The 13,671-nt window shown below is 57.6% G+C and carries 6 protein-coding genes; 3 read left to right on the forward strand and 3 right to left on the reverse strand.

From position 1 onward, the window contains the following. Nucleotides 1–343 precede the first annotated feature (343 nt). Nucleotides 344–814 carry a helix-turn-helix domain-containing protein gene (locus tag ACV22Z_RS33830; protein ID WP_448080602.1) on the forward strand — a complete coding sequence of 157 codons (471 nt, stop codon included), beginning with the start codon at nt 344–346 and terminating at the stop codon, nt 812–814. Between the two features lie 288 nt (nt 815–1,102). Here the strand turns inward: ACV22Z_RS33830 and ACV22Z_RS33835 are convergent, their stop codons facing one another. Both ACV22Z_RS33835 and ACV22Z_RS33840 read right to left on the reverse strand, forming a co-directional pair. Further along, on the reverse strand, nt 1,103–3,643 hold the full coding sequence (locus ACV22Z_RS33835; protein ID WP_448080603.1) for a hypothetical protein: 2,541 nt from the start codon (nt 3,641–3,643) through the stop codon (nt 1,103–1,105). Further along, entirely contained in the window at nt 3,640–5,214 is a 1,575-nt protein-coding gene (locus tag ACV22Z_RS33840; RefSeq protein WP_448080604.1) for a hypothetical protein, read from the reverse strand. The genes ACV22Z_RS33835 and ACV22Z_RS33840 overlap by 4 nt, the downstream gene beginning before the upstream one ends. Nucleotides 5,215–5,470: 256 nt before the next feature. Here ACV22Z_RS33840 and ACV22Z_RS33845 point away from each other — a divergent pair, with 256 nt between their 5' ends. Then, entirely contained in the window at nt 5,471–7,273 is a 1,803-nt protein-coding gene (locus ACV22Z_RS33845; protein ID WP_448080605.1) for a hypothetical protein, read from the forward strand. 442 nt (nt 7,274–7,715) lie between these two features. Here ACV22Z_RS33845 and ACV22Z_RS33850 read toward each other — a convergent pair whose 3' ends face one another. After that, nucleotides 7,716–12,281 carry an NACHT domain-containing protein gene (locus tag ACV22Z_RS33850; protein ID WP_448080606.1) on the reverse strand — a complete coding sequence of 1,522 codons (4,566 nt, stop codon included), beginning with the start codon at nt 12,279–12,281 and terminating at the stop codon, nt 7,716–7,718. An 884-nt stretch (nt 12,282–13,165) separates the two neighbouring features. On the opposite strand from ACV22Z_RS33850, the gene ACV22Z_RS33855 reads away from it, so the two are divergent. Beyond that, on the forward strand, nt 13,166–13,477 hold the full coding sequence (locus ACV22Z_RS33855; protein ID WP_448080607.1) for an RNA-guided endonuclease InsQ/TnpB family protein: 312 nt from the start codon (nt 13,166–13,168) through the stop codon (nt 13,475–13,477). Nucleotides 13,478–13,671: the final 194 nt, after the last annotated feature.

Here is a 13,671-nt window from a genome sequence, read left to right on the forward strand (position 1 = left end):
GTGACGGGCCTCGTGTGACGGCTCGCGGCAGGGCGCTGGTTGTGCCGACTGAAGCTTGATTTGATTTGTTCTCAAACCAAGCTTCACCAGCGGAATTCGAGAACCAGAAAATTCCTCACTTTTTCAAAAATGCAGCAAGATCTCACTTCAGGATGCTCGATTCTGAGTTGAGTCTGCCTCACGGGACAAACCAGCCAAGACCCCTGAATGGGCGAACGCATATTCGGCTCGAGCCACAGTCGTACGGCGCTCGAGTTCAGACGGGTCCCGCTCTAAAAATCTCTTGGAGCTACCGCAGCGACCATCGCGTTATCATTTGGCTCGCTTACGATGTTTTCTATTCATGGGTAACGAGCCAACTGCGAATGATAAGTTCGCCGCGCGTTTGCGCGAGATGCGAACGGAGCAAAGCATGTCCAGGGAGATGCTAGCGGAAAAGGCGTCAATCAGCCGCAACACCTTGTATCTGGTTGAGGAAGGGAAGACCAACGTCCGGCTGTTAACAATTCGCAAGCTCGCTTCTGCGCTGGACGTTCATCCGTCTGCTTTCTTCGATGACGGAGATAGAAGCTTGAATGGTTGCTCGCCCGATGACTTCACTCTGCTTGTGTCCACGAATATCAAGGCGCTACGGCAGAAGCATGGCTGGTCGCAAAATGAACTTAGCAAGCGTTCACAACTTCCGAAAGGATACGTCAGTCAGATAGAGCGCCGACACCCTGACCTCACGCTGCCGGTCATGGAGAACATCGCTGCAAGTCTCGGCGTTTCAATTGGCAGTCTGTTGGTTGCCGGAGACGGAAATGTGGCCTAGTCGCAGAGCATCCAGAACACTCAGCCGATAACTTCCCTTCCCGACCGCGCAACAAACACACAGAGCCCGCGACCAACAGACCCGGGGCCGGGGCTCTGTGTTTCCAGTCAGTCACTGTGTGTTAGCGCCGATGTAAAACTGACCTTCCACCGCCTTCAATCTCCCGCCTCAATTCCCCCTCCCCCGTACACCAGATTCGAGCTTAGCTCAGTCTGCTTGGTGTTCTGTCTCAGTGTTGGATTAAGGGCAGCAGCGGCCGAACACCCGCAAGCGCTGCCGGAGACACGGCTAGTCCGGGTCGGCAGCCGGATAAACGTAGCGAATCGAGTCGGATGGGACAGCGGTCGCACCACGGAAAGCACCGGCAAGCATCCGCTCATGAAGAGACCGTGTTTCGATCGGATCGATGTCCATGCGACCTGCAAAGTGCCCCACGAGACAGTTGAACGTCCGGGTGAATGCTTCAGCCCTGAACTGGTCGACACTCATGCCAAGCATATGATAGATCTGCTGAGGAAGCGTGCGCAAACGGCGCCCAAGCGCTCGCATGTCGTCCCTTGCGCCGTAACGTCTGACCGCAGATTGACTGGCGTGTAGCGACCACACACATGTCGCCCAGCATTCGAGAATATCCGACGGAATGCTGCTGTCCTTGGACTGGATTCGCAAAAACTGGATTACCGGATTTTCGGTGCCGAAAAACAGGCCTAACTGGTTGAGCATCAGTTTAGGCCAACAGTTTTCGCCTGCAGCGGGCAGCACAAGCCGCGACTTAGGATTTATGTCGTGTTCCGATAGCATTTCCTTGAGCGTTCTGCCTGTCGCCGCTGTAGCGATGAGCATGAGGATGGCACGCAGGCGGAGCACATCTGTTGCAGACGCCTCCTTTCGCTGCTTGAGGGTCCAGAGATAATTGACGTGTCGCTCAATCGACTCCAGGCGTTCGGACGTAAAACGTTGTCGGAGTTCCGCCTCCTTGCTAGGGTCGTCAACATCGTCGATATCGTCGCTCTCGGTCCCCGGTTGTGATGTTTCGCCTGCGTTGAGTTTGCGGTCTGGGTTTTCGGTTTCGTCACCGCGATTGAAGAGGCGTCGAACATCTGCCTCGGCCGGTTCCGCACCGGCATCGACGGTCTGATGCGAAGCCATCCCGATTGAGCGGTTCAGAAGCTGCTCAACGTGCCATAGCCCGCTGTCGACAAACTGGCTAGGCGCTTCGACGCCTTTCTGCGGGCGTGCCCTCGCGCCCTCTACGAAATCCCTATAGGACAGTATCCGGTAGGCTTCGGACACTGTCGAGGCTTCGCTCTCTTCCGATGCTCGCTTTCCAGCGCCGACCGAGACGGGGTGTTGACCCGCTTTGTCGTCGCTCTCTGCCAGTGCCAGCGCCTGAATGGCCTCAAGCAGGTAGATATCGACTTCGTTGCTTGCGTTCAGACGATCTACTGCGAGCTCGGCCGACTTTCCCCTGATCTCCCTTGCCAGCGCGTAGATGTCGTAGGCCACTGTCACGCACGCAATGGCCGAGTGTGTGTTATCTGGGTACCGTAAGCGGGCAAACGCAGGCGCATCCCCTGCAATCCTGAAGCGGCGGACGTTTGGGGTGACAGAATCGAGCGGGACCAGTGTTGTCAAGGACGGCGTCTTGTCTAGCTGAAAAAGTTCAACGCTCGTCCCCTCGAGAATCGTCCTGTTGCCAGCATGCCAATACAAAACATCGTCCCTGAGTTCAAAGCTGCCAGGGTTGCCCGCCCGAAGCGTATCGAACTTCAGCTTCTCGATCAGGGACTGAGCGGGGAGCTTGTCGAACGGAACGGGCGTGCTGTCCATAACTACAGTCATTTCGAGCTCCCGGACAATGCTTGCCGGAGGTAGCCGTCTATAAAGGCACGCTTCGTCGTTCAAGCCCCGAAACTTGCTGGTTCCGAGAGCTGCTGTCGTACAGTTCGCGCTTCCGTATAGGACATGATCCGCCTGGTCCGTCTCGGCGATGAACAGTTTGGCGTGGACGAAGTTTGAGCCAGCCGCCGTCCCGATGTCGATAACGCTCACGTTGGTCAGTTGCCCCAAGGCTTGGGTTGGGAAAAGCCTGCGTCGTACATCGACGAGGAGAACCGTCCTTTCCGGCCTGAGCGCCTCAACGAGCGCTTGCAAACCTGAGAGGTCTGAATCCCAGTAAGGGCTGAGCACAATGAGTCTCTTGACCTGCTGCCCCCCGACGTTCCGCGTGAATCTGGCGCCGATACCCTGTTCACTGCCACTACAAAGAAATTGGGCAGCGCTACCGTCGTGCAGGAGAACGAGATCACCGGAATCGACGGTCCTGGCGAGCCAGGCGGCACGCTTGTCCATGCGCCCCAACTGGTCTTCTACTACCTTGCCGTGGTCGCCCAGACGGGAGCGCAGAAAGCGGAGTGCGCCGGCCACAAGCTTCGTTTCCCCCGGCAGATCTGGTGTTGCATCGACAGTTCCTGCTATCTCCAGATTGCCGGCAAGCCCCGGTGAGGTAATGTTCGCAGAAGCGACGATCAGGCGAGCCGAATCCCGCCCGACCAGCAATGTGAGTTTGGGATGGAAAACGCGCGACGCTGAAATTGCATTCGCTGTATAGCTGCGTCCACCCTTGCGCGGGAGCGTCGAGGCGCCGTTCATCGCGTGCGTCATCATTCCAGCATCGGCCAGCAGCAGCACGTTCCGGCATCCGGTCGACTGCAGACGAGGCAAGGCAACATTTTCCCAGGCTTCAAAATCGATTCCAAAAGTGGACGCCAGTGCCGTGTGATAGTTCTTGCCGTTGACGCGCTGGTAAAGCGGGGTTCGCTGTTTCATTCGGCTGTGTTCAGCACCGCGTGACCGCGCGATGTGATTCCTTTATCTGAAAGCAAGTGGATGTCACGGAGGAACGTGATGGCGGGCGACAGTCGCGGATTGGTGAACACTGGACCATCCTTCTTGCGCAATCGAAGGCGCCCGTTGTCAAGGTCGACCAGAAACGTATATGCGTTCTGATACCGTAACTTTTGCACCGCGACCCACAGGTGGCGTCGCAGCACCCGCTCGGTAAGCAATGTGGAGAGCATCTCGGGAAATGGCGCATCCGCATGGACTTTGAGAAACTCCATTTCCGAGAATAAAGTTCGGGAGACCGCCGGATTCAGCTTTCCAAATCGGCGTGCCACAACCTCGCGCTGGGCGCTGCTTCGATGCTGCAACAGCGCCATGAGCTGCAGCGCATCTAAGGCGTATGCGGCGGTCGAATCGTCCTTTGTGCCCTGTCGTCCCCGCAAAAGCGTTCCAGCGAGTGTCCGTTCCCGCACTGGGACAGCGTTGGATACGTCCCCGATCGAGACGGTATGTTCCGCAAACTCCCGCCATGTTCGGATCGTGTTGGGCATGTCATTGAAGATGTCGTCGAGAGCATGCTGCACGAGCGAATCAATGGTGACTCCACCGGCGAACCGCGTCTCGAGCAGCTCCAGCAGGTAACCGAGAAGCGCTTCAAGGATCACATGCATCAGGTCGTTGGCGTGATAGAGCCACCAATCTTCACGGCGCTTCTGAAGTCCGACCTGGTTTGTAGACAGTTGCCTTCCGTCCGGAAGATGCCCGTCGAACATTGCCCAGCGAAACGTGAGCACTTCCGGGAGTGCTGCACACTGGGTCGCGACTTCGAGAATCAGCAGGAGTGTGTCGCGCCGGGCAGCATGGCGCTCCGAATCCCCTACCTCGAAAAGGACGTCCTGATAGCACTGGCGCTCTTGACTCTCGGGACCAATGTGCGAGGGTGCAAGGCAAGCCATCGAGGCGAGCATCCCGACGGTGACGCGGCGACTCTCAATCGCTTCGTAGAAGGCCTCGGCGGCGGAGCCTGCTGCGGCCGCGAACGAATCGGCGAGGCGTTCCCCTAGACCGGGGCTGGGGACGGGAATACGGCCCTTGGTTCGCACGAAAAGGATCTTCAGGTCATAGAGCGGTGACCCGTATGCGTTACCAAACGCACCAAATTCTTGCTGGAGATGTGGAGGTGATGGGCTCGACTCAGTCTCAAGTGAGATAACGCCGTCGACGGGCGCGTCAAGCGCACGCCTAGCCCACTCGGACCCCGCGACGCCTGCTGAGTCCTCCGCTTCAACGGCGACCAGTGCATAAAGCGCTTCGCCTCGCCGCAGAAAGTGACGCCATTCCTCCGGATCCTCACTACCTATCTTGCGCGCGTACATTGAAGCGAGCCAGGCGTACAGCCCGTAGTACCGCATCCGGAGTGTCACGTTGCCAAGCCCGGGCACCAGCGACTGGTAAAGGCCAATGCTTTCGCTTTGCATCCCCAGTGGGTCAAGTCCGCGCCGTTCAGCGGAGCCAGCCCATTGAGGTGATGCAGGCGCGCGCAGATGCATCTCCATTTGTATCCCGTTCCCCGCAGGTATTGGAATACCCGCAATTTCTAGCTCTGGTTCTTCTGTTGGTCCCTGCCCGCTATCTTCATCGCAGCAAACGCTGCGACGGAGCAATCATTCTATCGGTTCCCGGTTGACGCTGGCGGAATCATCGGCGAGAAGTCAAGGACATGCCTTCTTTCATCTTGTGCTTTCAGACGCCGACGCCAAACGTCCGGGATATGATTGTCTGGAATCTTCTGCCAGTACAGCAGGCGTTACCATGCAGCCTGCCCACCTGCGAGTTCCTATCGAAGCAAAGGGTCTGCAAATGTTTGATTACTTGCGCGCGTTTCCTATTCCTGCCGGCCTGCTGCCGGAGCGGCTACGGATGCTTCTTGAACCCGTCGGCCTTGATCCCGCACTGCGGGTCGAGGTGAGCAGCATGATTGAGATTGATCCACACGGTCCGGGGCGTGAGTATACGCACATGCTGATGGCTGTTGTTGACGACGACGGAAGCGACCTGCCTCCAGCTCTCAATGACAGTCATGGCGTTGTAGCGTATTCCGTTCCGGAGTTGGGCGACAAGGGAGCATCAAAGGCGTTTTCACCAGGCATTGATGGTCACGATTACATCGTGGCCTCATGGGGTAGTGGCTCGTTCTACACGTATAACCTTGCCGAAAAAATCTGGATGGCCTTGGGCCTGACGCCCCGCTGCATCGGTAACGAGGAGCAACGACTGGTCTACGATGACCTGAGACTGCCTGAGTTCGGCGTTGCAGAGGGCGAAGTGTCAGGGCAGTACTACTGGCAAGCTTCGCGCAATATAAGCTGGGTAATATCCAACGAATATCTGCGCAAATACCTCTGGATGCGGGGCGCACGCGGCGTCCGGGTCTTCTTCTACGAAGCGCTGCTGCCGGACCTGCCCGAGCTTCGTGACTTAATGCACGGCGAGCGGCATCTGGATATCAACAGCGAGGACGGATGGTTCCTCTTGAGCATACAGGAGCATAACGGCGGTTTGCTGATCCAAGTGTGGGCCACAGTCGAGGCCGTTACCTGTGAACTGTGTCCGGAGCAGACTGCGGAGGGCCTCGCATGGCCCGGAGTTCCGGAGGTCGTGACTCACGCCAATGCTCACGCCATGATAGATGGGACAATCGTGTATCTCGACGACAGGTTCCTGGAGAGATACGAGCAGAACAGGTTCTATAACAGCACTCCGGTCAAGGTCTACGGCCAAACGTGGCATTGCAGCCCCTCCTATCTGGGGCAATGGAGCTTCACCGGTTGCCAGCGAATAGGGAGGAATCTGATTAAAGTCTCCATGCGAGATCTCTACGAGGCGAAACCAGACCGCGAAATCCTTCATGCTCACGCCCACGCAGTTGACCCCGCCACACTTGCGCGGGTTAGTCTCGACGAAGAGCACATCGTGTCAAAGACTGAACGACTGGCGATGCAATTGTTAGACCTAGGTGACAACCTGTCATCCCTTGGTCGAACCATAGCCATTGAGCGGTCGGCGTTCGACCTTGTCAACCTCTCCCGGGAAGAGATTGCGGCAAACGGGTGGATGCACTATCCGCAGCTTTGCCGCCTGGCGCAAGTCGCTCCACTTGATATGAGTCAACAGGCGTTCCTCGCGAGATGCAAATCGATTCATGAGTTGTGGCAATGCATCCCAACCGGTTTCCTGAGAAGGCTCGTCGAAGCTGCGGGCGTTCCCCGGGAAGCAGTTGCCGGTTGGGGAAGCCTGAAACTCGTCCAGTCGCTGCTAAATATCATCGACCGCTTGGACCGAAACGACGAAGAAATCGGTGCTTACAGGGGCGGCGTGGCGCCTGATGGCTGGGATTCACGAAATGCGAATCTAGCCGCGCTCTTTGTCTGCAACGATTTGCGTATCGCAGACGCGCACGACGTAGGACAGAATCTCCAGCGGCTCCAGGACTTGGGTTTCGATACCGCGAGCCTTCATCGCGGATACGGACTGGCACTCGACTTTGTATTCGATGGGGTTATCAAGGCACTCGCGGCAGTCAATCAGCCATTGAGGCGCGTTCTGAATCGGTGACTTCGAAGGGCGCCACCAGTTCTCGGAGGGTACGCCCGCGCGGCATTTGTTTTTCTTCGGAACGCGGTTGCGAGTTTGAGCGCTCGTGCATTCAACCGTGCTTCTTCTGTTTGTCGCAATCGTTGCAGGTTGCGCAGCGCGTGCCCCAATACACATAGCAATCGAATTCCGAACACCGCGTGCAGTTCATCGATGACCCCGTCACAGACATGGCTGCCCCTTCGATAGGGCCAACTGGCTTCTTGCAAAGCTCGTTAGACAAGCTCCTGTTACGCGGCAGGAGCGACCGCCTTTCCCCCCCTTGGTCCCCTTGGTCCGCCGCATTTTTGGCCGGCGACCGGTAGTTCAACGCGGCTCGACGTACTCGATCGAATTGCTCTGTATGAGCAGCCTCTGCCGTCAACATCCTCCGTTGGCCAATGCGGTTTTCGGCTCGACTCGCTCACACGCCCCCAAAAATCTCGGTCCATGCCCGTCCGTCGTCAAGCATAGGGTGCCGCAACTCATCTTCCGGTCGTCCTGCCTCCCGGCGCTCACATTCCAGTTCCGCTAACAGACGTATGCACCCATTCGCGACGTCGCCGGTGCCCTTTGCTCGCAAATAGAGCGCTGCCCGAAGCTCGTTTTGCGCCTTCGGGCTAATCTCACGTTGCCCGTCACCGATGTCTGTGCGTGATACAAACATTTCCTTTAATAGGCGATAGCCGGGGGAGCTCGGAGCAATGGCCCTTCCGGCATCAACAGCCTCAAGTAGGTATGTGCTGAGGTCGTCTTCACACCCAATTTGAGCCAGGACACGGCCAGCAAGCATGTCCGAAAGACTTGACCGAGCCGCATGGCAAGCCCTTGCGAACGCTGGGACCTGCCCCGCCCGTTCAAGAATGCGAGCAAGTCCGGGCGGCGGATGGCGTAATGACCACTCGTTGCCGTACCAGCGAAACAACGTCCCATCCTCGATGAGTGCGAGAAGTTCGGGGAGGGTTTCGATCGTCACCGCAGAAAGAAGAGCGGAGGCGAATTGTTCATCGAGATTTGGGGAACCTTGCGGGTCGAGTCCGATTTGGAGAAGCGCGGGCCAGGCGTTCTCTGGCGGCGTAGCGCTGAGCAAACGAATGTACTGGATGACATGCTCGAACCGGGGCCACTGCTTTGCGTAGTGCTCCAGTGGACGACTCAGCAAAGTTGCCGGCGAAACACAGAAGACGAGCTGGGTGAGTTCCGACATAGCGTGACGTGTCGAGTCGTCGAGCCACTGCGCCTGCCCCTCCCGATCGTAGGTTACTTCGATTGCACGCACAACCGACGCATCCGATATCACCATACCTTGGCGCACCAACGCTCTAATCGAGGCAACCGTTCCAAATACATCCATCAGTCCGCTCGTCAACGCCCCGCTAACTGCCCGAACGACAAGGAGGCTCGGAATATTGGCCAGGGCAACCGCCAACCGTCTCACCCAATGCGCTGCCGGCTTCGTGTTCCATTCGGCATCTTCAGCTTTCGCTCTCATGCAATCGCTAACCAGGTCCTCGAGCATTTTCCCAATCGCCCTGGCTGCTTCGTCAGTCACAGGCTGCTGGGCGTCGTCAGGCTGCATGAGAACCCGGCCCATTGCCCGGCGCCTCTTACCATCCTCGATGTCCGATGTAATATTCCTGAACACCCCGCGCTCGAGCTGCGCTTCCCAAGGAATATTGACGATACGAGAGACGAGCTCAGGAACGAATTCCTTCGCTTCGGGATGCTCCATGAGCTCAAGAAGGTGCTGCAGGTAAGAGAACCCTGTTCTTACCCATGCGGATCCTAGAGAGGTGCCCCAATAAGGGTTCTGCGGGCGCGGCGAAGACGGATTTTTCGACCACTTTTCGACGACTTCCCTAAATGTCAGCCAGGAATCGAGATAGCTGCGGGTCGCGTCCAGGAGAAGTGTCTCCATTTCCGTCGGGACAACAAGACTGGCGATGCAGCACAGAAGCACCTTTAACTCATTCTGCGGAATTTCCGCGTTTTCCTGCTTTTCCCCAAAGGCCTCGAAGAGTTGTCGGATCTGGGGAGCGGCTGGTAACCATGCGCCGTCACGACCAATTCCTGTGTCAGCACCGGTACGTCGATATACGAGCTCGACAAGGCGGCACGCTATCTCATAATCCGCCCCCTCGGCCCGTGCCATCACCACCGCCAGCAGATCATCACCCGCCGCGTTCGCGAGAAGACGCTCCAACGTCCGGCGGTTCTCGCCATCCTGATTTGACAACGGGCGGCTCTTGCCGGAAAGCGACATGAGTTGGGTGACGATTTGCTCAATCTGCGCTTGATTCGCCAGGAAGCCCAATTGCTCGACTGTCCCACTCGACGTATTGTCCTTCTGCCAGTTGAGCCACGCCTTTGCAAACAACCCGGTCCCGACATCGTCGGGCGCAGCCGCGAGGTATTCACGCACCCATTGCGGCAGAAGCCCTGGAGCGAGCGCGAGTTCCTGCACGAGACTTTCAAGCCGCCCCGGATCTTTCTTTCGGGCAACTGCGACACAGGTGGCATAGTTCGCGTGGCGCTCACTTCCGCGCAACTCCTCGAAGACAAGATCAACTCCGCGTGCATCGATCTCCTCCGGAAAAAACAGTGCCAATCTCAACTGCTTGTCCGGGGAATTGGAGTCATTTACCAGACCGCGAATCCGATCTCGGACCTCATCGCCGGCGATCCCCTCTTCGAGGGCGTATCCCACTTCGCTCATCAAGCGGTCGTCTACTTGCACCTCGACTGGCGCGTTCAGCCACGCCGTAAGGGCCGCGTCTGAAGCCGGAAACCGCCAGAACAACGCGCTGATGGCAGCTACTCGAACTTCAAGATCCGGCTCCGCCGTCGCCAGCTGTACCAAAAACTCATAGTTGTCCGCGTCGCTCGCAATTTCGTGAACAAATTCGGCTCTACGTTCTGGCGGCCACGCAGCGACGCGCTCTTTTGCGCCCACACCTAGCTGCGAGAGAGACATGGCAATCCCGCCTAGGCGGTATACATGGAGTCTCGCCTGCATGTCATCGGTTTCAAGTAGCGTCCACAGATTCTCGGAGAACTCAGGAAAACGGGATGCGAGCTGATAGGCGATGCCGAGATATCGAACCTCCTCCAGATTCGAACTGGCAATCTGATTGATCCGTTCGATAAGTGAGTTGCGAAGATGATCATCCGCGTCCGAAAACCGACACACTCCGGCAGCATCGCATGCCAGCCCCAAGTCGATCTCACTGAGAACTTTGACAAGTCTTGCCCGCGCCTCGCTTGGGGTTGGCCGGCTTTTTAGCTCACCAGCCGAAAGCAATAGTGATTCTTCCCACGCCGATAAATTTAAGGTAGGCCGCAGAGTCGATAACAAAGTATCGTCTCCGTCAAAGGCGCGCACTAGGCGTGTCGCAGCAAAGTATTCCTGGAATCGTTGATGTGCAAACCTCACCGTGTCACCGTCGAAGTGAAGTAGATGATGGCTGACCAGGATTGCAAGGACCGCGCTCGGATTAGGCTCGCCACTGATTCCACGCTCCATCAGCCTTTTACCGGCGCTCCGCATACACCGTAACGCTTCCTCCCGTGAGCACGCCGTGAGAACGCGTTGCGTAAGGTCGCAGGCAAGCTCTTCGAGATAAACGCGATGATGCCCATCAACCGGCGACTCCGAAAGCACCAGATTGCGCTGGTCGTCGCCCTCAAACGCACGCACAGCGGCCCCGAGCAAGCCAAAAACGCTCGAGCCTGCAACGAGACCTTCTTTCGCTTGAGCGATGAGGCCACGCAAAATCAGAGGGCTTCGCCCGGCGTGCCGAAGACGTGTATCCCGTACGAGTAGGTCAAGTAGCCCGTCCGCTTGATTTCCATCCAGTTCGCCCCGAATCACGTCGACCTGCCCTCGCCACGTCAATCCCAGCACTTCGAGGTGCTTCGCACGGTCAAGCGATGGGACGTCGCTCGCCGTTCGCGAGACAACCACCACCACTAGCTTCGGGGCTATAGAACCCAGTTGCAGAAGATGTTCACGGCAGGAGAGCTTTGACAGCGCCGAAATCTCATTCCAGCCATTCAACATGATGACCAGATTGCCTGATTTCGCGAGATCTGCCAGCTCATTCGCCGTTACCTGATTGAGCTGCGCGGCGGCCGACCTCGCAACGTATTCCAGAACAGACAAATTGCTGCGCGCCCAGACGGCAGCATCGACGAATAGCGGAATGCGGTCCCCGGTGGTCGAACACCACCCGCACAGTTCGAGTAGTAAGGTCGTCTTGCCGATTCCTCCAGAACCAAACAGAATCAGATTTCTACCATCGCCGATGGCGGAAGCCACCTCAGCAATTGTGACCCGGTGCGACTCGCCGCTTGGGTACGATTCGCGTTCCTCCAGCGTGAGTGGCGCGACGGACCGGGGCATCTTCCAGCTTCGACGCCCAGCTTCCAGCAAACCTGCCGCAACTTGCCTCACTTTCGCTACAACTTCGAAGGTGGACGGCGGCGTCACAAGGCTCTCGATACGTCCCAGTTGGGCGGAATTCCGAAATCCCAGAGCCGCTTGCAATGCATTGCGCCCATCTTCGGTTGCATTTAACTGGCCATGAACGTAGGAGATGGTGAGGTTTACCCAGCCTGCGGCGAGCCTTGAAGTTTCTCCCGTCGCTTCCTGGAATTTCTCGGCAAGCGACTCCTGGGCGTCTACGACATCATCTCCGCCACCGGCTTTCGCAACGAGAACCGAGACAAAAAGCTCGAGATTCGAGGTTGAACGCAACCAGCTTCGAAACGAAGCTGACCGAATCTCCGGTAGAGCGAACGGGTCTGAGGCAAGCCGTTCTAACTCCATCTTGACGAGGTACGGAAGGCTGCCCTCGCTGGCAAAGTTTCCCCCTTCCATCGCCCTGCGGCTCACACAAGCTCGGGCGAACCGGTCGACTCCCCATTGCTTTAACTTTGGCCACGCCCAGCCCAAGCCGGCCTTCAACCACACTGGCAGATCGATTGGCATGCCAATACCTGTTAACGAACCAGCCCGGTAGACCACCGGCCGCCGTAGGCAGTCTGCCTCGCAGCCACCGATGGGCAATATATGTCTTCTTGCGAACGAGCGGATTGGAGCACCAGCCACGGCCCCGGTCAAGGACGGCACGGACCCCTACCCTTCGAAAATCACGAGATTCCGGCTGCGCTGTCTACACCCGCCTTTCATCCCCGGCCTGAAGGCGCCTGAAGGCCGAGGTCTTCAGGCCGTTTATGGATAAAGACACAGCGACCTGGGTGGTCCGTGAAGCAAGTCTTCGCTTTGACAAGGCGACATAGGCTTGTAGTCGCTCACGGTTTGCGCAGCGCTACTTCATATCGCAGATGAGCGATGACGTGAACCTGAAGGTATTTCGCGCCGCACGAGAGCTTGAAAGAATTCTGAAAGATAATCAACTTTGTGCGGACGATTTCTGTCGTTGAGCCATCGCTTCGATTCTCTGTTCCAGCGTCGGCTTCCTTGCAGGAAGGGGCTGCGGGAATAGTAGATACAAGTTCCTCGCGTGCCCCAGGGTTTTCAGTGCCCGAAGGAAGGTCTCCAACGTTCCTTGGCCGTGCGTCTCAAAGCGCTTGTAGGTTCGCAGCGCAATACCGGCCGACGCTGCAAATTCCGCCTGCGAGAGTCCGGCTTACTTCTCTACATGAAGCAGTTTCAGACGCGTTAGATGTAGCGCTGCGCGACGCAACCCTGACTGCGATGACGGTACCATCTGTTGAGCAGTTGCTCGGGACATTGGCGAGTTCGATCTCTGAGCGCAAGCCAGACCTCCCGGCATCAGCGATGCATGGTGCCGGTCGCGTTTGGCCAGCCGGGTCGGAAACGTGAACGCTTCGGCACTCGCGAGGACACGGATGGCGAAGTCCGTGCTCGACGCGGGCTGGAGCCTGTTCCGGACCATGCTGCAATACAAGAGCGATGACGCGGGCGTGTGGTTCGAGGAGGTCGATGAGGCGTATTCAACCCAGACTTGTAGTTGCTGTAAAAGGCGCACGGGCCCGACGGGCCTGGAAGGTCTTGGAATAAGAGAGTGGGCTTGCCCGGAGTGTGGCGCGTATCACCACCGCGACATCAATGCGGCCGACAACATTCTCGCGGCGGGACGTCGCCGCCTTGCAGAAGGAATCCCCGTCCTTCCCGCGCTGTGCGCGGCAGCCGCAGGCTGAGTGCGGGGAGGACGTCAATCACCACGCGAGTATGGTCAAAGAAATGCGCGAGAAAAGTCGTGCCAACTGATTGCTGAAGACTTGCCTGCTTTATCGAGCTAGCCTACTCTGACGCAGTCGAAGTCGGAGCGAACCAATGATATCGTCGCTGCGAATTCATCTTGTACGCGTCTCAGTCGTCACGCGACGCTTGG

This window comes from Burkholderia sp. PU8-34, assembly GCF_053427725.1.

Excerpts from the sequence above, each read along its gene's own strand:
- ACV22Z_RS33830 (WP_448080602.1), top strand. The coding sequence starts at position 344 with ATGGGTAACGAGCCAACTGCGAATGATAAGTTCGCCGCGCGTTTGCGC.
- ACV22Z_RS33835 (WP_448080603.1), bottom strand. The coding sequence starts at position 3,643 with ATGAAACAGCGAACCCCGCTTTACCAGCGCGTCAACGGCAAGAACTAT.
- ACV22Z_RS33840 (WP_448080604.1), bottom strand. The coding sequence starts at position 5,214 with ATGGAGATGCATCTGCGCGCGCCTGCATCACCTCAATGGGCTGGCTCC.
- ACV22Z_RS33845 (WP_448080605.1), top strand. The coding sequence starts at position 5,471 with ATGCAGCCTGCCCACCTGCGAGTTCCTATCGAAGCAAAGGGTCTGCAA.
- ACV22Z_RS33850 (WP_448080606.1), bottom strand. The coding sequence starts at position 12,281 with ATGCCAATCGATCTGCCAGTGTGGTTGAAGGCCGGCTTGGGCTGGGCG.
- ACV22Z_RS33855 (WP_448080607.1), top strand. The coding sequence starts at position 13,166 with ATGGCGAAGTCCGTGCTCGACGCGGGCTGGAGCCTGTTCCGGACCATG.